The following is a 25,899-nucleotide window of genomic DNA, read 5'->3' as shown; positions in this document are numbered from 1 at the left end:
ACCATTTTTTTGTAAACACCCATTTTCTTTACAGTTATGTGTCTATAGCCTGAGGTATCCGTGGAAATATTAGATAACTTATAAATGGAAAGACCGGTAACGGTTAAAGCAGGCAAAAATTTCCTGATCCCTTGGCATAGCCAGATTCACGGGGAGGTAACTGCCGGATACAATGCCTGACAGCCCTTTGCGTTCAACCATACTGCGTATGGTTGAGACAATACTGCGCAGGTCATTTCTGCCATCCAGCAGGTGGTTCTCGGCATATGCCAAAATGTAGCCAAGTGCGGCTGTCTGTTCGGAATCTACAAGCTGCTCTACGAAGCGTAAATCTATTGCTTCATGATTAATCAGTAAAGAATCTTTACCCATAGTCTTCATTTTCAGCCGGTTGTTGTTTTTGACATCGGGGTTGGTACTGGCGGCACGTTTGTAGGAAGGCATAGGTGGTACTGATTCCGGCTGTGTTACTGCGGGAAATGCCTGAGCTTCCTCTTTGGCAAATGCTGTAATCTCTTTAGGTTCGTATCGGTCCATCTGCAAAATACAGTCTGCGATATGAAAATAGGATCCGGAACTGCCGGCAACTATAATGGAGGAGATTCCTTTTTCTTCAAACAGATAACGAGCTCTTTCAATAAAAGGAGTAATCGGTTCCTGATTCCGGTGTACAACACGCTGCATCAGTTCATCCCGAATCATAAAATTGGTAGCACAGGTATCTTCATCAATCAGAAAGAGCGAAGTGCCGCTTTCCATTCCCTCTATGACATTTGCCGCCTGGGAAGTACTGCCACTGGCATCTTCCGTACAAAATGAGGTGGTATCTTTTTTGTTTGGCAGATTGTTGACAAACATTGAAATGTCTGTGCTTTTAATGCTTCTGCCGTCTTCGGCGCGTATCTTTAATGCCGAATTCTCCGTTATGACATATTCTCGTCCGTCACCGGAAATGTGGTTGTAAACGCCTAGTTCCAGGGCCTTTAAAAGAGTGGATTTACCATGGTAGCCACCGCCGACGATTAAGGTGATTCCTTTTTTTATACCCATTCCGCTGATACTTCCGCGGTGGGGGAGCGTAAGCGTAACCTTTAAGGATTCCGGAGAAACAAAAGCAATTCCATCCTTCATGGGTCTGGCTGAAACACCGGATTCTCTTGGCAGAATAGACCCATCTGCAACAAAAGCAGTAAGTCCCAGCAGGGGAAGCTGTTCCCGGATATACTTCTGGTCTTCTGCGAGTGAGATCACTGCTTGTACTTTCCCGGGATTTAATTTGCCATAGAACAGCGTACTGTTTACGCAATCCGGTAGGAAATCAAAGAGAATACGAATCAGTTGGGAGGCGTTGATGGTTCTTCCGTTTGCCGGAAAACCGGCTTCAAATCTGACGAGTACCTTACCCGTGGATGGATCTATTTCACAGGCAGTCCGTTCCAATATTTCCTGTCCGCAATGGCTGACGGTGATCAATCCGCTTTTGCCGGAACCTTTTGCCTTGAAATTATACTGGCTGATTTTCTGACTAAATAAACGAAGCAGATAATCCTGTAAAGCAATGCGTTTATGCGGGCAGTCAAATAAAACGGAAGGAAATCCCGCTTTTTTGCCGTCTACAGTCACGCTGAGTTTGGAGGGTGATGCAAAAGGATCGCCCTGAACATGGTCGATATTTAAGGTGTAAGTGCTAAAATCATAGCTGCCCCGGGTATCTTTGTATGCGGGATAGCTTTTGTGATCAATTGTTTGAAGCAGACGCTGCAGATCATTTGAATTTTTCATCTATGTCAGATCCTTTCTTTAGAGCAAATTATAGGTGTTCTTTTCTAAAAAACATATTACAGTAAAAGATGGAAAGATACAAGTATTTCGTTACGGATCTATTTGGGTTTTGCTGAATAAGACGCTTTGCGGGGATGGAAGTTATCGTCACAAAGCGTCTTAATCAGTAAAACTATATTGTTTTTTAAAGTTTTTTAAGGTATAATAGCGAATACAAAGCTTTAATTCGGAAGCAAATATTTAGAAAGATTGAGCTTGTCTGAAGAATCTATGCACAGATTGGTATGTTCAAACAAGCGGCAGGTAATTGAAATGAATTTAAGAAAATTAACACTGGAACAAGTCAGGGAAATTTATGCAGAACACCTGGTTTTTGATTTTCCTGAAGCAGAGGTAAAACCATTTTCACGTATCGAGGGTATGTGGAATGAAGGAGTTTATTCAGCCTATGGTTTATTTAAGGAAGAAGAGCTGACAGGCTATGCACTTTTTGTAACACCAGGAGAAGAACATTATGTTCTGTTGGATTATTTTGCAATATGCAGAGATAAAAGGTGTGGTGGATACGGCAGCCTGTTCTTAGAACTGCTTGCAAACAATATGACTCATGTGAAAGGAATTATCCTGGAGGTAGAAAATCCTGATTTTGCAGAAAAAGAAGTAGATCTGGGGATCATGCTGCGCAGAATAGCGTTCTATGAGAAAAACGGACTGCATCAGACGGAGATCACAAGTAAGCTGTTCGGTGTAGAATACCGAACCATGATACTGCCATTTAACGGGGGAGACGAAGTAAATGTCTATGAGGAATTAAGCAGAATTTACCACTGCATGTTTGAGGATGCTGTTTTTGAGAGATGGGTGGAAATAAGAGATAAGAAATAAACAGAACTTGAAATGTTACAGGGTACCATCAGAATCCGTCTTGTTTTATCACAAGCGGGGCTGATGGTATCTTTTTTAGGCTTTGCCGACATATTCTTTCAATGTATGTTGCATTTCATCCATGATTTTGCAGGTGTCAGGATTTTCATAGGGAATGCGTTTTATGATACGGCTGATAAATTGATGTTCCTCTATAATCTGCAGGCTTTCCCGGAAATTAATGTCAAAGAAATAAGCCAGATAGGATATCCAATAATCGATTAGTGTTTTTCGGTCAGAGGAAAGGACAGATTCGTTTCGAAAGAAACTGTCGGCAACAGCCGGGCTGACAGAAGATAGTCCTACTTCAGCCGGGGATGCGCCCAGAAGAACTTCAATGGATTCTTCCAGTTTCACCCGGCAGTTATCTAACTTATCGGCATCCCGAATCAGTCGGGAATGAAGTAAAGTGCGGGAATCGTCTATAACCGGCAGGGTAAAATCACTGTGATGTGCAATTGCAGTTTTAATGATTCCATCCCACTGACTGTCTTCTACGAAACGGCGGATCATTCCATCTTCAAACAGAATCTGCACTCCATAGGAGGCATGGTCCATGGTATCCGGTTGAAAGCTGTCATAGCGTTTTAATTGTTCAAATCTTCCGATATCATGCAGCAGAGCGATAATTTTTGCCAGGCCGACATCTTCCGGTGAAAGCTTCATTCGGTCTGCCACCTCCTGACTATAGTCCATGACGCCATAGGTATGTATGATTTTCAGATTGATCTTATCGTTATTGCGGTCATAGCCATCTAAGTATTTCTCAAATTCTTCTTTTGCCTTTTTAAAGTCGATCATAATAATTCCTTTCTGGGTTTGCCATAATTAATGAAATACTACTGATAAAGATAACACAGATGGGGGAATGCTTCAAGAGAACATTACATCCTTCCTTGAACTGCAGAACAATTTATGCTTATTAATTTTTGTCAAACTGTGACGATCATCACCGACTGATGAATCCTCCTGGGATATAATAATTAAGAAAAGCAATAAAAATGATACACAAGAGGAAAAGGAAGGAGATTTATATGTTTCAAGAGGAAGTAGGACTTGTAGGAAATGCATCAAAAGCGAAGGTAAGTCTGCTAAAAAATAATCCGTTGGGCTATTTTCTGGCGTCTATATTTGGAGGGATGTACATAGGATTTGGTATATTGCTGATATTTACTGCAGGAGGGCTTTTAAATGCTGCAGGCTCACCGGCGACTAAGATTGTTATGGGAGCATGTTTTGGCGTTGCTCTGAGCCTTGTTGTGATTGCAGGAGCAGAGTTGTTTACCGGCAATAATTTCGTTATGACCGTTGGGCTATTAAGAAAAGAAGTGACATTGAAAGATACCCTGGCTTTATGGGTAGTCTGCTGGGTCGGGAATCTGCTGGGTTCTGTTATAATAGGTGCGTTATATCATGTTACGGGACTTGCAAATGGTCCGGTTGGAGAGTTCATAGCAAAGACAGCAGAAGCCAAGATGGCAGTTTCTTTCTTACCATTGCTGACAAGAGGGATATTATGTAATATACTGGTATGTATAGCAGTATGGTGCGGATTTAAATGTAAATCCGAAGCAGGTAAGTTAATCATGATCTTCTGGTGTCTGTTTGTGTTTATTACGGTTGGATTTGAGCACAGCATCGCAAATATGACTCTTTTAACCGTGGGACTTTTTGATCCATATACTTTTGCAGTCAGCCTGGGAGGATTTGTGTACAACCTCTTAGTGGTTACACTGGGCAATATGATTGGAGGAATCTTTTTCGTAGCTGTTCCTTACTGCGTGATAGCAAAGCAGAGAAAAAAATAATCAGAGATAAGGAGCACCTGTATGAAAGAGATATCCATAAATGAAATGAAAAAATTAGATTTTTTCCAGGAAATCCCCTGCAGCATGATTCAGACGATCTTAAACCAGTCCATGGTGGTATCTTATGAAAAGCCAGAGGTCATTTTTCATGCTAAGGATAATGTGAACTTTGTGTATATTATTATCAGTGGAAAAGCATCTATTTACAATATAACGAAACATGGAAATCGCAAGATTATTTTCATACTGGGAAAAGGGAATCTGATCAATCATAATATTTTAAGTGAAAAGCCGGTATCAGTATTTTGTGAAGCGGTCTGTCCGTTAAAGCTGCTTCAGATCAGAAAAAAGGACTTTTTAAAATGGATGGACCAGGAGCCGGCTTTGATGCATGCGGTAATGAGATCCTACGAGCGCTATCTGTGGAGAATGAGCCATCAATTGAAAAATACCACAGGCAATATGTACCTGGAACGCAAGATAGCTGCAAAGCTCTGGAAGCTGGGACGTGACTTCGGCGTGGAAACAGAGGATGGAATTAAAATTGATGTGGAGCTGACCATGAACCTGCTGGCTGATCTGTTGGGAGCTCCTCGGGAAAATGTATCCCGGGCATGTAAGAATCTGAGCAGCAGAGAGCTGCTGATCTATAAGAACCGGCATTTTATTCTACCTATGCCGGATGAACTGGCGGCATTTTATAAGGCATAGAGCGACTGGAAAATAACCCAAACTTTTTAATTGCGCTCAGGCACACTTTAAAATAAAAAAGGGAAATAAATATATAAGAAAGGAAAAAGACTATGGGAAATCTTTTAAAAAGAGAAGAAGCAGATCAGTTTTTGATCAGATTGTCAGAATCGTACGATGTTTATGCACCCATGGTATTCGAAGGAGAAGGCTGCTTTTCAGATACGGATGTAATCCGCTATGGTAAGATCAAATCCTTTAGCGATATCGTATGGGATAAGAAATCGGAGTACAGCTTTAAGGAGGTATTGCTGCCTGTTTCAGATACCATTCTTTATTTTACGGAGAAAGAAATGAAGGTCCCGGATCAGGATGAGAAGAAAAAAATCATTCTGTTACGTAGCTGTGATCTGCATGCATTAAAACGTCTGGATGAAATTTATCTGAAAAACGGAGTTGAGGATTATTATTACAAACGGATTCGGGAAAATACCCGGTTTGTTTTGATGGGATGTACCACTTCTTTTGACTCCTGTTTTTGCGTAAGTATGGGAACGAATCATTCGGAAGGATATGATGCGTATCTGAAAATGGATGAAGGACACGTATATCTGGATTGCAGGAATGAGGAACTGCAGTCTCAGCTAGAGGGTTTTGAAAGTAAACAAGAAGAGCGTACAATTGATTTTGTAACAGAAAATGAAGAAAAAATAGAAATCCCGGAAACTTTGCCAGCCGGAATCCAGGATGCAGAGTTTTGGAAAGAGTATGCGGGAAGATGTATCGGCTGCGGGCGCTGTAATTTCGTCTGTCCGACCTGTACCTGTTTTACCATGCAGGATGTGTTCTATAAGGACAATCCGAAAGCAGGCGAGAGGCGAAGAGTCTGGGGTTCCTGTCAGGTGGATGGATTTACGGACATGGCTGGAAACATCAGCTTCCGCAAAGACCAGGGCCAAAGGATGCGTTTCAAGGTGTTACATAAGGTATACGATTATAAGAAACGTTTTGGCTATCATATGTGCGTAGGCTGTGGACGCTGTGAGGATGTGTGTCCGGAATACATTTCTTATATTGCATGTATCCGCAAATTAGCAAAGGAAAAGGAAGGGGGAAATGAAAATGTGTAATGAATATATCCCTTTTTTATCAGAAATTAAAGAGGTAAAGAAGCATACAGAAATAGAATATACCTTTCGGATGGCTTATGTGGGAGATGTAAAACCGGGTCAGTTTTTTGAAGTGTCCATCCCTAAATTCGGAGAAGCGCCGATTTCCGTCAGCGGCATCGGAGAGGACTATGTAGATCTGACAATTCGTAAAGTAGGGAAAGTTACCAATGAGATTTTTGAAAATCAGGTTGGGCAGAGTCTGTTTATGCGCGGTCCCTATGGAAACGGTTTTGAACTGGAAGATTACAAGGGGAAAGAATTGATTATTGTTGCCGGAGGAACCGGAGTATCCCCGGTAAAAGGTGTCATTGATTACTTTGGAGATCATATTGGTGAAACGAAAGGTATGAGCGTGATTGCCGGTTTTAAGGGACCAAAGGATATTCTGTTTAAGGACAGTATCAAACGATGGGAAAATCAGATGAATCTTACGATCACGGTAGATAAAGCAGATGAGCCCGGTTATAAAGAGGGGATGGTTACCGCCTATATTCCGGATCTTGAAATCCGTGATTTGGATCAGGCTGCTGCAATTGTAGTAGGTCCTCCTATTATGATGAAATTTACCGTAATGGAATTGCAGAAGCGCGGTATAAAAGAAGAACAGATCTGGATTTCCCAGGAACGTAAAATGTGCTGCGGAATTGGCAAATGCGGTCACTGCAAAATGGACGATACCTATATCTGTCTGGATGGTCCGGTATTTAACTATACCAAAGGCAAAAATTTATTTGACTAAGGAGGTGTCAGAATGGATATTAATACAAAAAAGATAAAGAAAAATGCTTACCGTATCTCTAAGGAACGGGGCATCACCGCATCCAGAGTGCGAGTTCCGGGCGGAAAATGCAATGCAGAAGTCTTAGGCATGGTAAAGGAGATTGCTGATAAATACGGCAATGGAAATGTGCATTTGACAACCAGACAGGGTTTTGAAATAGAAGGAATTTCATTAGATGATATTGATAAAGTAAATGAAATGCTCCAGCCGATTATCGAAAACCTTGGAACCAACCAGATCAATCCCAATACCGGATACCCATCTTCCGGGACGAGAAATGTATCTGCATGTATCGGAAACCGTGTCTGTCCTTTCGGTAATTATAATACAGCTGAATTTGCCAGAAGAATAGAGGATGCAATTTTTCCGAATGACCTGCACTTTAAAATTGCCCTCACCGGATGTGCCAACGACTGCATCAAAGCAAGAATGCATGATTTCGGAATTATCGGGATGACACTTCCGCAGTATGATCCAACCAGATGTGTTACCTGCGGAGCATGTGTCAAAGGATGTGATAAGCTTTCGGTAAAGGCACTTTCAAAAGAAAATGAAAAGGTCGTAAGAAATGAAGAAAAATGCGTAGGATGCGGCGTCTGTGTTACAAAATGTCCAACCCGTGCATTTACCAGGAGTAAACAAAAGTATTACCGTCTGACAATCATGGGCCGTACCGGAAAGAGAAATCCCAGACTGGGAGAAGACTTTATGGTCTGGGTGGATGAAGATACAATTATCAAGGTTATTTTAAACACCTATAAATTTGTGGAAAAATACATTGACCGCAATGCACCGGGCGGTAAAGAACATGTGGGATATATCATTGACCGCGTGGGATTTACGGAGTTTAAAAAGTGGGCATTAGAAGGCGTAGAGCTGCTGCCGGAAACGATTGTAAAAGAGCATGTTTACTGGAGCGGGATTCATTATCGCTAGAGCGAATAAATTCAGCTTAAATATGGGTTTCGCTGATTAATGACGCTTTGTAGATGGAGGTAGTGTACGGAAAGATGGGTGTGGGAAACTGGCATGGGCTCCGTCAGCTGGCCGCAGAACTGGTATTTTCTAACCTTTCCGAAGCGCTTTTTGGCGGCACGCGGGCATTCGCTCCGAAATCCTGATGCATTTCGCAGCTCAGTGCCCGCTTAGTATCCGATGGGAGCCAGTCGAATACCATCCGCCAAAAAACACTCCGGAAAGGTAAGTAAATACTCAGCTCTGCTCTACGCTTCCTCCGCCCATACCAGTTTCCCACACCCATCTTTCCGAGATAGCATTCGTTGATACAAAGCTGGTTTTCTCAGCCTGGTGGAGACCCTGGGGCTGTGACGGGCTGTTTGTTTTTGGATGCAGCATAGTGTGTTTCTGCAGTGCAGTGTGAAATGTGTGAAATAAGATTAGAGTATACTTGTGTTCCTGTTCATAGACCTAACTGGCTTTAGTGCTGTAACCAAAAATATATGTAGTAGAATGAAGAAACAAGCTGTAGTGAGAAGATCAGCTGCTTTATGGATTTTATATGTTCTATGCCAATAGCGTTCAGCATGCCACAACCCCGGGGTCCCGCCGTGCTGAGAAAACCAGCTTTGTGGCGACAACCTGGATCTCGGAAAGAGAAGGGGGCGGATCATGGCAGGCGTTTGGAAGGCGTATAGCAGAGCTGAGCATTTACTTACCTTCCCGGAGTGCTTTTTGGCGGATAGTATTCGACTGGCTCCCATCGGATACTAAGCGGGCAGTGAGCTGCGAAATGCATCAGGATTTCGGAGCGAATGCCCGCGTGCCGCCAAAAAACGCTCCGGGAAGGTTAGAAAATGCCAGTTCTGCGGTAAGCCTTCCAAACGCCTGCCATGGTCCGCCCCCTTCTCTTTCCGCGCACTACATCTATCTACAAAGCGTCCTTAATCAGCAAAACCCCAATTTATCCCCATATCCAGAAAGGAGAGTAACAATTGAACAGTCTAAAGAAGATAAAATATAATTCGCCTGTTATTTTAACATTCACGATTATTTCATTTGCCGCGTTATTACTCAATTATATTACCGGAGGCTGGACGAACCGCATGTTCTTTTCGGTATATCGGTCTTCCATGGCAAGTCCTATGTACTATATCAGGCTGATTGGGCATGTATTTGGCCATAGCGGATGGGAACATTTTAGTGGAAATATAATTACCCTGTTGTTAATCGGTCCTTTGCTGGAAGAAAAATATGGCAGTATGAATATCAGTATTCTTCTTATCGTTACGGCTGTTCTGACGGGGATTGTTAATATTCTGTTTTTCCCAGGTACGGCATTACTGGGAGCCAGCGGGATTGTATTTGCGCTGATTATGCTTACCTCTTTGAGCAGCATGAGGGGTGAGGGTATTCCATTAACTTTTTTAATTGTAGCAATTTTTTACTTCGGAGGTCAGTTGTATGAAGGACTGTTTATTAAAAATAATATCGCTAATTTAACGCATATTTTAGGAGGCATATTGGGTTGCGTATTTGGGTTTGTGTTCAAACCGCAGATTAGTTATCGAAAATAAAGTTTAGCGATAAAATTTTGTAATAGTATATGTAGTATTCCCTGGTGCGCGGAAAGAAAATATAAGACTGGAACCTCAGATAACAATTGTTTATCAAAGGGACAGTCTTTTTTTGCGGAATTTCATCCGATGCTAAAAAATTATACATTCACCTCCCTTTTTTATAAAGACATAAATAAAGACATATAGTAAAGTCTATTTATAAGTAAACCCGCGTAAATGAAGGAAGGAGTACAGGAATGAAGAGTCGAATGAGAAAGATGAATCAAGTGATTGCAGCGGTAATGGTGTCCGCGTTAGTGATGTCCAATATGGGCAGCTATACGGTACTGGCAGCGCCGGACATGCAGGGGGTAGAAGCAGAGCGTCCGGTTTTAGAAGGCACGGGAGAGGTAATCTTCGAAGAGGATTTTACCAATGCAGACAACTGGAGTACTTACAGTGGATGGGATTCTGGCACATGGTCAGTAAATGACCATACCTACACCGTTACAGAAGGCAGGGGAGACAAGGCGCTGGTGAAGGATCAGAACTTCAGCGATTTTGTTTACGAAGCCGATGTAACCGTGAATAACCAGCAGACAAATCTGGACGACAAGAGCAGTGCCCAGGCAGGTGTGCTGTTTCGCGTAACAAACCCAATCGATAATCATGGGGACGGATACAATGGTTATTATTTTTGCATCGATGCCCATAACGGAAGAGTAATGCTTGGTAAAGTATCCGGGACGAAATGGACGGAAATAGCAGCGAAAGAGACCACCATTGAATATGGAAAAACCTATCATGTAACGGTTGCCGTTTCCGGAAACCATATTGTATGTTATATCGATTATGACGGAGAACACTATGCAAAACTGGATGTTACGGACAGCGACCATGGGGAAGGTACCATAGGATTTCGTAACTGGCTTTCCAGTGCATCTTTTGAGAATGTAAAGATTTCTGAATATACGGAACCGGAATTAGCAGGAGAGACTTACCAGAATCCACTGCTGGATAATTGTGCGGATCCGGATGTGTTATATTATAATGGAACCTATTATCTCTATCCAACAAACGCAGGGGCGGATGAAAACGGGATTAAAGTTTATACTTCTACGGATTTAGTGAACTGGACCGATAAGGGCTGGGCGCTGGAGAAGGATAATGTCTGGGGAAATACACATTTCTGGGCACCGGATGTCATTGAGCGGGACGGCACTTTCTATATGTACTATACCGCAGAGGAACACCTTGGTGTAGCAACCAGCAAGTCTCCCCTGGGACCATTTACCCAGGAGAACCAGGTACCGATGCATACCGATATTAAGGAAATTGACGCCCATGCTTATATGGACGATGACGGACAGTATTACTTGTATTTTGTACGTTTTGACAATGGGAACCTCATATATGGTGCAAAATTAAATGATGATATGAAGACCATTGATGAATCCACATTAAAATGTATCCTGGTTCCCGAAGACGGCTGGGAAACATCCATGGGAAGAATAAACGAAGGTCCGTTTATGCTGAAAAAGGATGGCATTTACTATCTTACCTACTCCGGTGCCCATTTCCAAAGCCCGGGCTATGGATCCGGATATGCTGTCAGCAGTAATCCGCTGGGAGATTATACAAAGTACGAAAATAATCCAATTATGCAGTCAAACAGCCTTGCACATGGTACGGGACATCATGGGATAGTAGAGTCACCGGATGGCAAAGAGTTATTTATGGTGTACCATTGCCATAACAGCCTGGAAGCGGCAGATCCGAGAAAATTCTGTATCGACAGAATACAATTTACCCGGGATCAGGCAGGTGAAACAATCTTAGAAGTGAAAGGCCCTACCGTAACCAAACAACACGTTCCTTCCGGTGCGGTAAACGTGAATAACCTCATTTCCTTTACAAAACCGGATAACCTGAATATTACTGTTGAAGAGGGCAGTGCCCCGGATACATGGCAGCTGCCGGACAGCGTGAAAGGCTTAGTGACATCAAAAAGTGAGCCGGGCGTTACCTATACAGCTGAGATCCAGTGGGAGGAACCTTCCTATGAATCAGAAAACAATGGGAGCCAGTCAGTTATACAGGGGCATATTCTGCTGCCCGAAGGAATTGAAAACCTGGGAAATCTGAATCTGGATCTGGAAGCTGTGGTGAAGTTCACTTTCCAGCCGGTGGCAGAAAAAGAAGTCGTAAAAATGGAAGCTGAAAATGCGGTCATTACAGCACCTGCAAAAATAACGGAAAGAGGAGATGCTTCCGGCAAGAAGAAAGTAGGTATGATCGATAATGGCAATGCAACAGTAACCTTTGAGGTAAATGCAAAGACAGCCGGAACCTACCGGATTGATGTAGCTGCGGGCAGCGGTACGGATCAGCTAAACGCGTCCCATAAGTATTACATTAACGGGGATCAGGAAAATGCAGGAATTGTTAAATATCAGCCGTACGGATGGGATAACTGGAGACTCTATGCAATCGAAGCAGAACTGAATGCAGGAAAAAATACCATAACGTTCACGCATTCCGGGGAAACAAACAGTTTTAGCGAATTGGATTATATCCTTTTCTATACAAGCAATCCTTCCATTGAGCAGATCAAACTAGATGGTAAAGATTTAGAGAATTACCAAAAAGATACACTGGAGTATGATGTGGATGTGGAAAGCCTGGACAATCTTCCGGAAGTAACAGCCGTATTAGGTGAGAAAGTGAGTGAAACATTTGATCTGACGATTACTCAGCCTACCAGAAAAAACCCGGTAAGTGAGATTACCCTTACGGGAAAGACAGATAAAACTTATCCTTTGACCTATACTCTGCATTTTTATGATCAGGATGCATTTACAAATCCAATCGTAAACTATGGGGCAGATCCATATGTTACCTATCAGGACGGTTATTATTACTACGTTAGGGTAAGTCAGGACAAAGCAATCTATGTTTCCAGAGCACCGGAATTAAACCGCATTGCAGCCACACAGCCGGTGGAAGTTTATCATCCCACAGGAACAGAACCATCGAGTGATTTATGGGCTCCGGAAATTCATTTTATCAATGGAAAATGGTACATCTATTATACTGCCGGAAAAGATGCTGACCACAGAATGTATGTGCTGGAAAGCAAAACAGATAATGCAATGGGCGCATATGAATTTAAAGGAAAGCTATCCCCGGATACAGACAGATGGGCTATTGACCAGACTGTTTTAGAGTACAATGGCAAACTATACGCAGTATGGTCCGGCTGGGAAGGAATGGTAAATGAAGAACAGCGGATTTATATTGCCGAAATGACAGATCCCTGCACCATTTCCGGGGAAAGGGTAATGCTTTCCAAGCCGGAATACAATTGGGAGCTGGATGGATTCCCAAGGATTAATGAAGGACCGCAGGTACTCGTTTCACCGGATGGTATTACCAGTATTATTTTCTCGGCAAGCGGTAGCTGGACGGATAATTACTGCCTGGGAAGACTGACCCTGAAAAAAGGCGGCGACCCGATGAATGCAAAAGACTGGGAAAAAGGAACAGAAGCAGTCTTTCAAAAAAATGCACCAAGTACTTATTCTACCGGACATGCCTGCTTTACCGTATCACCGGACGGAACAGAAAATTATATGGTATATCATGCGACAAAAGGTTCCGGACAGAACTGGAACGGACGCGGTGTCCGCACACAAAAATTCACCTGGAATGAAGATGGAACACCTGATTTTGGAAAAGCAATCGCCTACGATGGAAAAGTAAACCGTCCTTCCGGAACACCGGTTATCCGGCGTGACCGTTATGAAGCAGAAGAGGGCGCATTAAGCGGCGGAGCAGTGATCTGTGATACCTATAATTCTTCAGGCGGACAGAAGATCGCCAATTTAACAAAAGAAAACAGCGGTACCACAATTCAGGTTCAGGCAGAAAAAGCCGGCGATTACAGACTTTATGTTGGCGCTGCTACCAAAAGTGATAAGGCTGGAATGGAAGTAAAAGTAAATAATGGAGAGGCGTCTACTTGTAAAGCAATTCCATTTAATGCGGCAGACGCAGAAGGAATATGTCCGGATAACTGGACCGGTTATGAATTCAATGCAGAATTACATGCAGGTACCAATACCGTTTATATCGGCAAAACCAAAAGTCTGGAAGGGGTAGAGCTTGATTATCTGGATGTTGAATTGATCAGTGAGAAGATCCCGCCAGTAATTGTTGATAAATCAAAACTGCAAGGTATATATGATGTAAATAAAGATAAGAAGCAGTCAGATTATCAGGAAACCGGATGGGTAGCATTTGTACAGGAATTAAATAAAGCCAAAGAAATATTAGGCAATAAAGAAGCAACCCAGGAACAGGTGGATGCAGCAAAAACAGCATTAGAAACAGCGGCATCAAAACTGATTAAAAAAGTCCCTGTACCGGAAAAAGTAATGGTCAGCCAGCTGCGGTTTAATCATACAAAGCTTGGCATGAAAAAGGGAAGTACGGCTGCTTTGACAGTCAGTGTGCTGCCTGTGAATGCTTCCAATAAAAATGTGGTCTGGAGCTCCAGCAATCCAAAAGCGGCTGTAGTTAACAGCAATGGGCAGGTAACCGCAGTAAGCGGCGGAACGGCTGTAATCAAAGCTATTGCGGCAGACGGATCAAAATGCGAGGCAAGCTGTACGGTAACGGTAAATTACGAAGTGAAGTATTACTTAAATGGCGGAAAAAATGCAAAACAAAACCTGGCGAGTTATGATGGATCAAAAATAACCTTAAAGGCACCGCAAAAAGCCAGATATGCATTTAAGGGATGGTATAAAGACCGCAGGTTCAAGACAAAAGTGAAATACATCAGCAGCGGTGACTATACCCTGTATGCAAAATGGGAAAAAGTGAAAGTAAGCAAGCCGGCTGTCAAGACCTTGTCAGCGAAGAAAAAAGCATTTACCGTGAAGCTGAAGAAGAAAATCAGCGGAGCAAAAGGATACCAGATTGCCTATAGCACGGACAAGATGTTTAAAAAAGGTGTCAAGTATATAACTACTGGAAAAACGACAAAGTCTGTTACAAAATTGAAATCTAAAAAGACTTATTACGTTAAGGTAAGAGCTTATAAATTGGATTCCAGGGGTAAGAAGGTATATGGAAATTATAGTGCGTCAAAAGTAATTAAAGTGAGATAATAAGGACGAAACTGACAGGCAACATGTTTAAAAGACGGGGTATGTGAAAACATATCCCGTCTTTGGTGGTTTGTGGCTCTATTTATGTTTCGGATTCCATTCCCCGATCACTTCGTTAATGGTTCCCACAGTAACAAATGCTTTTACATCAATTTCACTGAGATATTCTAATAACTTAGCATATTCATTTCTGGAAAGTATGGTCTGCAGTTCCATTTTTTCTTCTTTGTTAAACCCACCGTAAGCAGGATAAAGAGTAACGCCCCGTTTGATCTCTTTTACGATGAACTCCTGGATTTCCAGGTATTTATCAGAAAGGATACAGACTCTCTTTTTCCGGTTAAAGCCGTCTATAAAGTAGTCAATTACAATGCCATTGGCATAGGTAGCTAAAATACTCATAACAACGGATTTGGTGTCGTAGACAAAGATGGAACTCACAGCTACACACATGCCGGTAAGAGTCATTGCCTTACCCATCTCAATATGTGTAATTTTATTCAGCAGTTTGGCAGCAATATCCAGTCCTCCGGAGGAGGCGTTTACATGAAACAACATGGCAAGTCCTACACTGACAAGCAAAATGTAACAGAGCGTATCGATGAGGATATCTCCGGTTAAGGATTTTACATTGGGGAAGAACAATTCAAATAAGAATAAAAATACCGGCAGCAGTGCGGAAGTATAGACCGTCTTTGCACCGAATTCTTTTCCGATAAATATAAATCCAATGACCAGGAGTACCGCATTTAAACAAAACGTCATAACTGATATGGAAAACGGCAGGAAATTAGAAAGTACAATGACAAGTCCGGACAGGCTTCCTACGATTACCTTGCTTGGAATCATAAAGAAGTATACAGAAATGGCAATCAGCAGGGTGCCAAATGTGATTGCCGAATATTCTTTTAGTATTTTATTTGTTTTCATCTCAAAATCCCTCTTATCCTTTATTTGTTTGCTATATATCATCATAAAAGATATCAGGAGAAAAAGCAATCTACTTTTTTATGAAAATAGAAGATCATATTTTTATACTAATTATATTTATAAAAGTTCTTTCTAAAACTGTAAATGTCAGATATAATGTAGTTTAGATGAAAGTAACTGTGATCATGCATACCATGTATGTCAGTTATCTATGGGAAAGAGGAGAGGTATGAAAAATTTACTCAGAGAGAAAATAGTATTTAAATTATTCTTCATGTTATTTGTCAGTATATGTATTCCAATCATTATATTTTCGGCAATTTCCTATTACATGTCATACAGAAGCATTTATGACAGCTATATGGACAGTAAGGGAAACTTAAATAATCAGATTGCCCAAAATATAAAAGAAAACTTTAATGTGTTGAAGAGCCAGTCCATTGCCCTGTATAACTTTGAGAACATCTCCTATGTGCTGGACACGGACACGGAGAACCTTACCGAGGAATACATCAATAATTATAATTCCGTTTACGGGAGCCTGGTGAGCATCATACAGGGGAATTTCAAACTGGACTGTATCAGCATGATTGATCTGGGCGGTGAAGTAAAGTTCTTTTATGACCGGAATATGGCATCACAGAATCTGAAGACGGTGGCAGACGAAAGCTGGTTCCAGGATGCTATCGATGCAAATGGACGAGCTGTCATCGTGGCTCCCCATGAAAATACTTACACCAACTCCCGTGATCCGGTGGTTTCCGTCTGCCGTACCATTGTAAATCCATACAATGATAAAACAGTAGGCGTATTAAAAATTGATCAGAAAATGAAGACCTTTGAACAGATTTTTTCCAATGTAGAGAGAGAAGAAGGGGAAATAAATATTGTATACGATCACCAGGGAAATGTCTTTTATTCAAATTCCGATCTGGATGAGAATGAAATGAAGGATATTTTTAATAATAAAGGATTTAATGACCTGGGAAGTAAAAAAATCATTACCTGGGGGGAATCAACAGACAACTACTGGAAAATGGTATCTATCCTGGATTCTGAAAATATAGCGGCGAAGGCTGAATTTATCAAAAGGAACAATACCGTCCTCACCATAATTCTGTTTTTCGTATGCACAGCCCTGTCAATCATCGTGTCCGTTACCATTAATACTCCCATTCGAAAGCTGATTTCTTCCATTAAATCATTTCAGAATGGAAATATGTATGAGCAGGTGGACATTAAAAGAAAAGATGAATTTGGGTCAATCGCGAATGCATTTAATAATATGATTGCCAACATCCGAAATTTGATTAACAAAGAATATAAATTAGAATTGTTAAAAAAGCAGGCGGAATTTGAAAATTATCAGAGCCAGATCAACCCGCACTTTTTATTTAATACCCTGAATTCCATCAAGGCCGAGGCACTGCAGGGGGACAGCGGTAAGACGGCGGATATGATCCAGTACCTTTCCGATAATTTCCGATATTCCCTGAACCGGGGAGTATATATCGTTTCTTTCTTAGAAGAGCTGGAGTACATAGATAAGTACATCTATTTGCAGAAAATCCGGTTCAATGATAAATATACGATTATAAAAGAAATTGATGACGATGTTCTGGATAATGAGATTCCAAGGATGATCTTGCAGCCCATCATTGAAAATGCTTTTAAACATGGTTTGGAAAAATCCATACAGGAGGGACAAATAAAAATTGTGGCGCTGAATGTAAGGGATGAATTTAATATCTACATCTCAAATACCGGCAAGACGATTGAAGAAGAAAAGTTAAAAGAAATAAATGAACAGCTAGCAGTAAAAGAAGATCAATATGTGATGAAAAATAAAGATAAAGTCGGGATATTTAATGTGAATGCAAGAATCCGTTATTATTATGGGGAACAATACGGCCTGAAGTTTATCAGCAGTCATGATAATGAGACCACGGTCAGAATCAGATATCCAAAGGTGAAAGTGACAAAGGGGGAAGAATGAAATGAAGATACTGGTTATTGATGATGAAAGCCTTGCAAGGGACATTTTAAAAAGTCAATTGAATAAATTTCAATACTGGGATATTTTAATGGAGGACAATGGACAGGACGCATTAAGGACCCTGGAAAGGGAATTGCCCGATGTGGTTTTTCTGGATATCTGCATGCCGGAGATGTCTGGAATAGAGTTTATGGAGAAGGCAGATGCTTTACAAAAGGATATTATCTATATTATTCTAAGCGGTCATAATAAATTTGAATATGCCCAGCGTACCATGGAGCTTGGAGCATATAATTATCTGCTGAAACCCATAGACGATAAAAAGTTAAAAGAAGCAATGGATGCAGTAGAGGAGAAGCTTTCCATTATTCAATTTAAAAAGGAACAGTATGCGGAACTGAATAAAAGCAGGGCAAGAGCCAGGGAATTATTAAAAAAGCAGTATATCTACGATATCATATCCGGCAACAACAGTAATTCGGAAAAATACGGCAATGCATTTCGTGAGGAACCGGTACGACTTGAGAAAACGTTGTTTCAAATCTGCTGCTATACCATCAAAGATTGTTCTGATCAGGAAATTACCAGGGAAGATCAGGAGATTATTCAATTTGGCATTGAGAATATAACAAATGAAATTGCAAAAATGAATGTTATGAATGCCTGTTTCTTTTCCGATAAAAATATAAACGGAATCCTCATGAATTATGATTCTGCAAATAAAGATGATAAACTGATATACCAACAGCTGTTTGATAATATCCGCCGGTATATCAGCTATTTTAAACAAGCAGAGCTGACCTTTGGAGTTGGCAGGGAAGTATCCGGATTACAAAGAATACAAGAGGCGTATACTTCCGCAAAAGATACGGTGAATAAGAGGCTTATACTGGGAGGCGGTGTGATATATTTCGCATCCGAGGAACAGACCAGTGCCAGGAAAAACAGTGATGCGGGTCAGATACTGGAAGAAGCAATTATAAAAAGTTTATATCAGGGTGATATCGGGCAGATTAAAAAATATGTGGATGATTTGTATGCGCCGTTTCTTAATTTAATGCTGGCGGATGTAAAAAAATTAAATAAAATGCATCTGAACCTTTTTGTGCTGCTGCATAAAGAACTGGAAAAAAAGGAGATTGACAGTTCCAGGGTATTGGATAATGAGTTTTCCCTCTATAATAAGATACAGACGTTCGACACGATAGAAGAGATGAAGGCCTTCCTGCTTGAAAAAATTTTATTGTGTATGAAGGCATTGGAACAACAGTCCGGGCTTGGAAATGAAAAAATTATAATCCGGGCAAAAGAATACATCGAACAGAATTTGGGATTTCATCTTACGCTGGAAAGTGTGGCGGAACATGTTAATTTCAGCCCGGCGTATTTTAGTAAGTTTTTTAAAAATGAAGAAGGGCTGAACTTTATAGACTACGTGAATAAGGTTCGGATCGAAGAAGCTAAGCGTCTGTTAGACCAAAATGCGAAAACAGCGGATATCTGTGATAAAATTGGATTTGCGGATGTGAAGCATTTTTATAAGACATTTAAAAAATGGGAGGGAATTACACCCGGACAATATAAGAAAGGGTAATATAAAAAGACCATAAAAGAGAGGAATCCAACGCCGTAAGCAGTGGGATTCCTCTCTTTTGTGGATATATTTCATATTGGGATAAAATAACCCACTGTTTATTAAAAATGACCTATTTCAGGAAATACACTTAATTCGATATAATATGGTTAGATCCAAAAAACGAAAACATTGGGAGGTATTAAAGTATGAGAAAGAGAATCTTATTACTGGCTTTAGCTGGGATCATGGCGGTAAGTGCAGCAGGCTGCTCAAAAGGAGCAGAGACGAAGGGAACAGATGCAAAAGGAGCAGAGAGTCAGTCAGCTGAAGGAGCAAAGGAAACCGGCAGTACCACAGAGCAGACCACAATCCGGTTTGTGTCATGGATGACCGGTGGGGAAGACAAGGCATTCATTGAGAAATTCATGGAAGAGAACCCGGATATCAAAGTAGAGGTTGAGGCAGTGGACGGCACTAATTACGATAAGCTGTTAAAGACCAGACTGATTTCCGATGATGCTCCGGATGTCTTTTTAATTCAGCCGGCACAGTATGAAAAGTTCGTCAAAGAAGGATATCTGATGGATGTAAGCGACCGCCCGTCAAAGGAAACCCTGGCAAAATCCAAATCTCTGGAAGATTTGTATACAATCGACGGCAAACAGTACGGCTTTCCTGTCTGCACCCAGGGAGGACCAGACCCCATCTTCTATAATAAAAAGTATTTTGAAAAATTAAATCTGGAAGAGCCAAAAACCATGGAGGACCTGTGGGCAGCGTCTGATAAAATAAAAGCAGACGGTGTGGAACCATTTGTATTTGGGGATAAAGATGCATGGACTTTTGAAATGTTTTTCAGAAGCAGACAATTTGGTGATTACTTAAAAGACACACCGGAATGGGGACTTGCACTTTACAACGGGGACAAACAGGCATCCGAGCTGTTCAAAAAAGAATTCGAACTGGCGGAAAAAATGTGCCAGGAAGGATATATAGGAAAGTCTTCCCTGACCATGACTTACCCACAGTCCGTTACCTACTTTGTAGAGGGAAAGGCCGCAATGCTGCCACAGGGAACCTGGGTGCCAGGACTGGATGAGATTAAAAATGCGGACCCGGAAAAATTTGAACTGGGATGCTTTATCACTCCGGTTGACGAAACAGACGGCAAAATATATATGACCGGCTCCTCAGACAGAAGTATTGTAATTTCGGCCAACACCAAAAATGCAGAAGCAGCCGGAAAACTGTATGACTGGTTTACGAAGGAAGAAAATTTAAGTGAATATCTGACCTCCCAGTCCTTAACCAATTTCCTGCCAATCGATTATAAAGTGGATCCGGTACTGGAAAGCTACGTAGCAGCATTATCCAGTGATAAATATGAAATCATCATGAGCCAGAAAGCGACCATGCCGGCAGGATTTATGACCATGATGGAAAACGGACTGCAGTCTATACTGGCTGGATCGCCTGCGGAGACAGAACTGCAGAAGTTAAATACAGAATTTGAAAAAATAAAATCATCGGTAGTTGTGTCTGAATAGGTGATTGTTCTTAAGAAGGTGAAAAGAAAACGATGAATAGGTTCGCATAGTTTTAAAGGCGCACGAAACACGTAACGCTGTACTAGCCTTTATGAAACATGTGCAAGGGGGAAAAGAATGAAAAAAACATTTCGTAGATTAATAGCAGTGTTATTAAGCATCTGTGTAGTATTATCTGTTGGTTTGACGGAAAATGTGACGGTTCTGGCGGGCCAGGCTAAGACCGGGAAAACGCTGCCCACAACTCAGGCAGAAGTATGGAAGCGGACGGATATTATCCTGACCAGTGATAAGGAATATACTAATCCATACCTGGATGTTGAGATTGATGCAGTGTTTGAACATACAGACGGAACAAAAATTCATTTATATGGCTTCTGGAATGGAGAAGATGAGTGGCGCGTGCGTTTTTCACCTACTAAGACAGGAACCTGGAGCTATACCATTACCAGTTCGGACGCAGCCAATACAGGGCTGCATAATGTATCCGGCAAGGTAGAGGCTGTGCCAAACACAGGAAACACAGATCTTGACCGACACGGTTTTGTACGCATCAGCGACAATGGAAGATATTTTACATACGATGACGGAACACCTTTTTACTGGCTGGGGGATACCAACTGGCAGGCACCGAACTATGTTTCCACAACCCAGTGCAACTATCCGGACTGTAAATGCCAAAACCAGTTTCAGCATGAAGTAGATGACAGACTGGATAAAGGGTTTACCGTATACCAGACTTACTTTGACAGCGGTGAAAATGATGGGGGCGGTCAGCTTGCTACAACAAGTGAGCCAAGCTTATGGCTGGATAAATACAACACCATTAATCCGGATACATTTACGGACAAGATAGACGGCATGTTTGATTATCTGGCAGATAACGGTATGGTGATTGCACTTGGTTACGGTGTGCACAGCCATACGGTGAATGGCATGGGACAGGAAGCAGTTGAGCAGATTTCACGTTATCTGACTGCGCGATATGCCAGCTATCCGGTGGTTTGGATTACCGCTCAGGAGATTACCGGAGAACCCCATTATAATGTATGGAAAGCCTCAGCTGAAATCGTAGATAAAGGTGACGGGTACAATCATCCCCAGGGAGCGCACATGTTTCCCATGGACAACAATAATGCCTATCCCAGAGATTTGGATAAACAGCCCTGGCATGAATGGTGGGGGTTGCAAAATGGACATGGCCCCACACAGCAGGGCAAGGATTTCTATAAGAGCTACTGGGATAATGAGAAGGTAAAGCCTTTCCTGGAATTAGAGGCAAACTATGAAGATATAACCTGCGGTGGTTTCAATGGATATGATGCGTCACGTATCTCAGCATGGCGCACGAATCTTATGGGCAGCTATGGATTTACCTATGGAACTACAGGTGTCTGGGCAAATAGCTACTCCACAGCCGGAAATATGGGGTGGTATGGGAGTTTTAGCTTTGAACCTTGGTATATGGGGCTGGATAAACCAGGATCATTTGAAATGACATATCTGCGCAAATTTTTTGAATATGTAAGGTTTTATGAACTGATTCCCCGGTTCAATGATACAGCGTATTCAAATTGCACAGCGGAAAATAAAGTAGTGGCATCTACCGAAGATGGGAAAACCTATGTGGCATATTTTTATAATAAGGATTTATCTACCGGTCTCTTGTCAGCCCTGAATACGGATGAAGTGTATACAGCACGCTGGTATAATCCATTAACCGGAAAGTTTACAGATGCGGGAGATGGTATCACGGCGGCAGATGGAACGTATGAGATTCCAAAGAAGCCAACTACCGGGGATTGGGTATTTTTACTGACCAGCGATGATCTGGGAGCATATGAAACAGAAGCAATATATGATGATCCGTATATTTCCCATCGGGAAAATCTGGCGGTTGGAGCTTCAGCTACTGCAAGCTCAGATAATAGCGATCTTATAAGCTTTGCCCCGGATTGTGCAGTTGATGGAGATTATGCTACCTATTGGTGTGCAGACAGCGGAGACATGCCCCAATGGCTGGAAATCGATATGGGTGATCCGAAATCATTCCAGGAAATAAATATCCTGATGCACAGAGGAATGAGTACAAGAACGGAAAAGGTTTCTTATAATCTCAAAGGTTCTCTGGATGGAGAAAACTGGGAGGAGGTCTTTGCAGCAACCGATCAAAAACCGACGGTAGTTAAAAATATGGATCGTTTACGCATCACCAAGGAGGGTACCTACCGTTACCTCAGACTGGAATATACAGACATTACATCAAACTGGGCAGCCGTGTATGAAGTTGAGGTATTTGCAGACAAGTCACCGGAAGAGGAAACAGACGAACTGGAAAATCTGGCAAGTTTTAGCATTGCAGAGTCAGGTTCAGCATCCAGTGATTCCACGGCAGATAAGGCAGTGGATGGCAACTCATCAACCTGGTGGTGTGCTGACAGCGGGAATATGCCTCAATGGCTGAGCGTAGATTTAAAGGAAGAACAGACATTTAATAATATCAAAATGTATATGTATGGAGGCACGTCTTCTGTAGACTATACAATTCTTGGTTCCAATGATAAAGAAGACTGGCAGCCGCTTTATAAAGGAGTGGATGAGAAACCGGAACAGGCAGCAAACTCACAGTCTGTTGTTTTGGATATACCCGCAGCAGGTACCTATAGGTATCTGAAGGCAGAGTTTAACAAGGTAGAAGGAAACTGGGCAACGATTGTAGAATTAGAGGTTTATAACGATCCTGCATTTTCAAATGTCAATCATGCGGCGGATGCACAGGTAACAGCAAGTTCAGCTTCTGCCCCAGTGAGCGCACCGCCCAAATCGGCAGATGGGGACAATACTACCTATTGGTGTGCAGGCAGCGGTAATATGCCCCAGTGGATTGAGTATGATTTGGGTAAAAGCAGAAAAATTGTTTTTATCAATATGTATATGGTTGGAGGAACGTCTGTTGTCAGCTATCGGCTGGAAGGGTCAGAGGATGGAAACAACTGGAGTCTCATAACAGAAGAAACAGACAAAGAAACCATAAATAAAGGTGGTCTCTCCCTTGTGGAGATACTAACAGACTGTAATTACCAGTACCTTAAGCTGACATTCAATGATGTTCAGGGAAATTGGGCTACAATGTCTGAGTTTGAGGTATATAGTGAAGCAATTGCGCCTCCGGAAGATGATGAAGTTCCGCAGTATGAAGGAGTTGTGCAGACTTCGCTGGTAAAAAGTGTCGGCAGTGGCATTTACACGGAAGACGGCATTTATTCAAATACAGATTCTGGTTTATTTGATGGTGATCCCCATATGGAATGGGTACCATACGCTCCTATTGGTTCACAGACCATATTAATGGATCTGCTGCAGGAAAACGGGCTGCACGGCATCGTGGTTAAACTTGGAAATGGTGCGTATCTGCCGAAATACCGGATCGAAGGATCAAATAACAAAACAGACTGGACGATACTGGCAGATGCAACATTACGTGATCCTCAGGTCTTCCAAAAGGATGGCGGACAGGCTGTTTATGAAACACTTGCAGGTCAATACCGGTATGTGAAGCTGTTGTGGCTGAATGCACCAAACAATTCCACGAACAAACAGATTGCTGAAATTGAACTGTATGCTGATCTGGCAACTCCGGATCATCCACAGCCAACACAGACGGATGAAATGCAGACTCTGTATAGTGACTGGAAAACAAAGAATAACAGCAGACAAATATATACAAATGCCAGCTGGGAAGAATTACAGGTACAGCTTCAGGCAGCAGGCAGACTGCTGATGGACCCGTATGCCGCTTCCGCAGATGTGGATGGTGTCACGAATGCGCTAACGGCAGCTGTAAACGGATTAGAGGAAAAGAGTGACAAAATAGATCTGCAGGCATTAGTACGTACCGCAGAGGGAAAACAGGCAAAAGATTATACACCCGAAAGCTGGAAAGTATTCGCCCAGGCGCTTGAAAATGCCAGGAGTGTACTGGCTGTTTATGATGCCGGAAAGCAAACCGTTGACAAGGCATACGTCTCCTTATACCAGGCGGATCAGGCACTTGTACGTGTTACTGTCGAGCCAAATCCTCCGGCAGAACCGGTGAAAGTGGGCAGTATCAAGCTTAATAAGGTCAGTGACAGGCTGTTTGTCAAAGACAGAATGAAGCTGAGCGCTTCCGTAAGTCCGGCAGATGCCAAAGACCGCACAGTTACATGGTCCAGCAGCAATTCCTCAGTAGCAGCGGTAGATGCATCAGGAAATGTGACAGCAAAGAAAAAGGGAACAACTGTCATTACAGCCAGAGCAATGGATGGAAGCGGTAAAAGTGCAAGCTGCAATATAACGGTAGTAAAGGCGGCGGTAAAACTCAATGCAAAATCCATTCCGCTGCAATTGAAAAAATCAACGAAGGCGATTAAAGCGTCCGGTTTACAAAAAGGCGATAAAATTAAGAGCTGGACCAGCTCCAAAAAGTCAGTGGCAGCCGTAGATAAAAAAGGAAAGATTACAGCAAAGAAAACGGGAAAAGCAACCATCACGGTCACAACCCGTAAGGGTGCATCCGCAAAGCTTACCGTTAATGTGGTAAAGAGCAAAGTTACAACTAAGAGTATCAAGGCAGATGTATCAAAACTGACCTTGGCAAAAGGCAGATCCCGAAAACTGAACGTGACAAGAAATCCAGTTACGGCAACAGAAAAAATTACTTTTGAGACTTCTGACAGAAGAGTAGCAAATGTTAATAAGAGTGGCAAAATCACGGCTAAAAGGAAGGGAGAAGCGAGAATTACAGTAAAGACAGCCAATGGCAAGATCTATAAAGTGAAAGTGAACGTAAGATAAATCTATATTTACATCAGGCACCGGGCAGATTGAACCGGCAGCTGTCAGGCAGACATATTATTTTATGAAAAATGTATAAGTTGATGCGGCCACTTAGCTGGTCGCATTTCTTATGTACTTGAAGCCATGCCGCTTCCTGCTGTGATAAAATAACCCACCTTTTATTA

General features: G+C 42.0%; 17 protein-coding genes. 13 read left to right on the top strand and 4 right to left on the bottom strand.

All coding sequences use genetic code 11. From position 1 onward, the window contains the following. Positions 1 to 78: 78 nt before the first annotated feature. Positions 79 to 1,782, bottom strand: coding sequence for an ABC-ATPase domain-containing protein (locus CD03_RS0117380; protein ID WP_027294734.1), 1,704 nt, complete (start codon positions 1,780 to 1,782; stop codon positions 79 to 81). A 312-nt stretch (positions 1,783 to 2,094) separates the two neighbouring features. Here CD03_RS0117380 and CD03_RS0117375 point away from each other — a divergent pair, with 312 nt between their 5' ends. Continuing rightward, complete coding sequence (locus CD03_RS0117375) at positions 2,095 to 2,667, top strand: N-acetyltransferase (RefSeq protein ID WP_027294733.1); 573 nt, start codon at positions 2,095 to 2,097, stop codon at positions 2,665 to 2,667. Between the two features lie 75 nt (positions 2,668 to 2,742). Here CD03_RS0117375 and CD03_RS0117370 read toward each other — a convergent pair whose 3' ends face one another. Continuing rightward, positions 2,743 to 3,504: an HD domain-containing protein gene (locus CD03_RS0117370; RefSeq protein WP_027294732.1), complete on the bottom strand. Its 762-nt coding sequence runs from the start codon at positions 3,502 to 3,504 to the stop codon at positions 2,743 to 2,745. Positions 3,505 to 3,740: 236 nt separating this feature from the next. Here CD03_RS0117370 and CD03_RS0117365 point away from each other — a divergent pair, with 236 nt between their 5' ends. The 6 genes from CD03_RS0117365 (at position 3,741) to CD03_RS38930 (ending at position 8,278) form a co-directional block, all read left to right on the top strand. Further along, on the top strand, positions 3,741 to 4,514 hold the full coding sequence (locus CD03_RS0117365) for a formate/nitrite transporter family protein (protein WP_027294731.1): 774 nt from the start codon (positions 3,741 to 3,743) through the stop codon (positions 4,512 to 4,514). Positions 4,515 to 4,535: 21 nt separating this feature from the next. After that, positions 4,536 to 5,225, top strand: a complete 690-nt coding sequence (locus tag CD03_RS0117360) for a Crp/Fnr family transcriptional regulator (RefSeq protein ID WP_027294730.1) — start codon at positions 4,536 to 4,538, stop codon at positions 5,223 to 5,225. A 92-nt stretch (positions 5,226 to 5,317) separates the two neighbouring features. Further along, positions 5,318 to 6,334, top strand: a complete 1,017-nt coding sequence (asrA, locus tag CD03_RS0117355) for an anaerobic sulfite reductase subunit AsrA (RefSeq protein ID WP_027294729.1) — start codon at positions 5,318 to 5,320, stop codon at positions 6,332 to 6,334. After that, entirely contained in the window at positions 6,327 to 7,115 is a 789-nt protein-coding gene (asrB, locus tag CD03_RS0117350; protein ID WP_027294728.1) for an anaerobic sulfite reductase subunit AsrB, read from the top strand. Before asrA ends, asrB begins: the two co-directional genes overlap by 8 nt. Positions 7,116 to 7,127: 12 nt before the next feature. Then, positions 7,128 to 8,093, top strand: coding sequence for a sulfite reductase subunit C (asrC, locus tag CD03_RS0117345; RefSeq protein ID WP_027294727.1), 966 nt, complete (start codon positions 7,128 to 7,130; stop codon positions 8,091 to 8,093). A 62-nt stretch (positions 8,094 to 8,155) separates the two neighbouring features. Beyond that, on the top strand, positions 8,156 to 8,278 hold the full coding sequence (locus CD03_RS38930; protein WP_255348096.1) for a hypothetical protein: 123 nt from the start codon (positions 8,156 to 8,158) through the stop codon (positions 8,276 to 8,278). 91 nt (positions 8,279 to 8,369) lie between these two features. On the opposite strand, the gene CD03_RS37925 is transcribed toward CD03_RS38930, so the two are convergent. Further along, a complete protein-coding gene (locus tag CD03_RS37925) occupies positions 8,370 to 8,513 on the bottom strand; it encodes a hypothetical protein (RefSeq protein WP_156042932.1) in 144 nt (47 codons plus the stop codon). Between the two features lie 596 nt (positions 8,514 to 9,109). Here CD03_RS37925 and CD03_RS0117325 point away from each other — a divergent pair. Further along, positions 9,110 to 9,691 (top strand): rhomboid family intramembrane serine protease, encoded by a 582-nt coding sequence (locus tag CD03_RS0117325; protein ID WP_027294725.1) that lies wholly within the window; start codon positions 9,110 to 9,112, stop codon positions 9,689 to 9,691. Positions 9,692 to 9,951: 260 nt separating this feature from the next. Next, positions 9,952 to 14,847: a family 43 glycosylhydrolase gene (locus CD03_RS36200; RefSeq protein ID WP_197041671.1), complete on the top strand. Its 4,896-nt coding sequence runs from the start codon at positions 9,952 to 9,954 to the stop codon at positions 14,845 to 14,847. A gap of 78 nt (positions 14,848 to 14,925) precedes the next feature. On the opposite strand, the gene CD03_RS0117315 is transcribed toward CD03_RS36200, so the two are convergent. Further along, positions 14,926 to 15,777 carry a YitT family protein gene (locus CD03_RS0117315; protein WP_027294724.1) on the bottom strand — a complete coding sequence of 284 codons (852 nt, stop codon included), beginning with the start codon at positions 15,775 to 15,777 and terminating at the stop codon, positions 14,926 to 14,928. Positions 15,778 to 16,006: 229 nt separating this feature from the next. Here CD03_RS0117315 and CD03_RS0117310 point away from each other — a divergent pair, with 229 nt between their 5' ends. From CD03_RS0117310 to CD03_RS0117295, 4 genes are all read left to right on the top strand, one after another. After that, entirely contained in the window at positions 16,007 to 17,773 is a 1,767-nt protein-coding gene (locus tag CD03_RS0117310; protein ID WP_027294723.1) for a cache domain-containing sensor histidine kinase, read from the top strand. A gap of 1 nt (position 17,774) precedes the next feature. Further along, the gene (locus CD03_RS0117305; RefSeq protein WP_027294722.1) at positions 17,775 to 19,367 is read left to right on the top strand and encodes a response regulator transcription factor; all 1,593 of its coding nucleotides are present in this window, start codon (positions 17,775 to 17,777) and stop codon (positions 19,365 to 19,367) included. A gap of 188 nt (positions 19,368 to 19,555) precedes the next feature. Further along, on the top strand, positions 19,556 to 20,896 hold the full coding sequence (locus tag CD03_RS0117300; RefSeq protein WP_027294721.1) for an ABC transporter substrate-binding protein: 1,341 nt from the start codon (positions 19,556 to 19,558) through the stop codon (positions 20,894 to 20,896). A 117-nt stretch (positions 20,897 to 21,013) separates the two neighbouring features. Then, on the top strand, positions 21,014 to 25,732 hold the full coding sequence (locus CD03_RS0117295; protein ID WP_027294720.1) for a discoidin domain-containing protein: 4,719 nt from the start codon (positions 21,014 to 21,016) through the stop codon (positions 25,730 to 25,732). Positions 25,733 to 25,899 lie beyond the last annotated feature (167 nt).

The sequence above is a fragment of the Robinsoniella sp. KNHs210 genome, from assembly GCF_000686105.1.
GTDB lineage: Bacteria > Bacillota > Clostridia > Lachnospirales > Lachnospiraceae > Robinsoniella > Robinsoniella peoriensis.
This window is presented reverse-complemented; position numbering and strand designations above follow the sequence as displayed.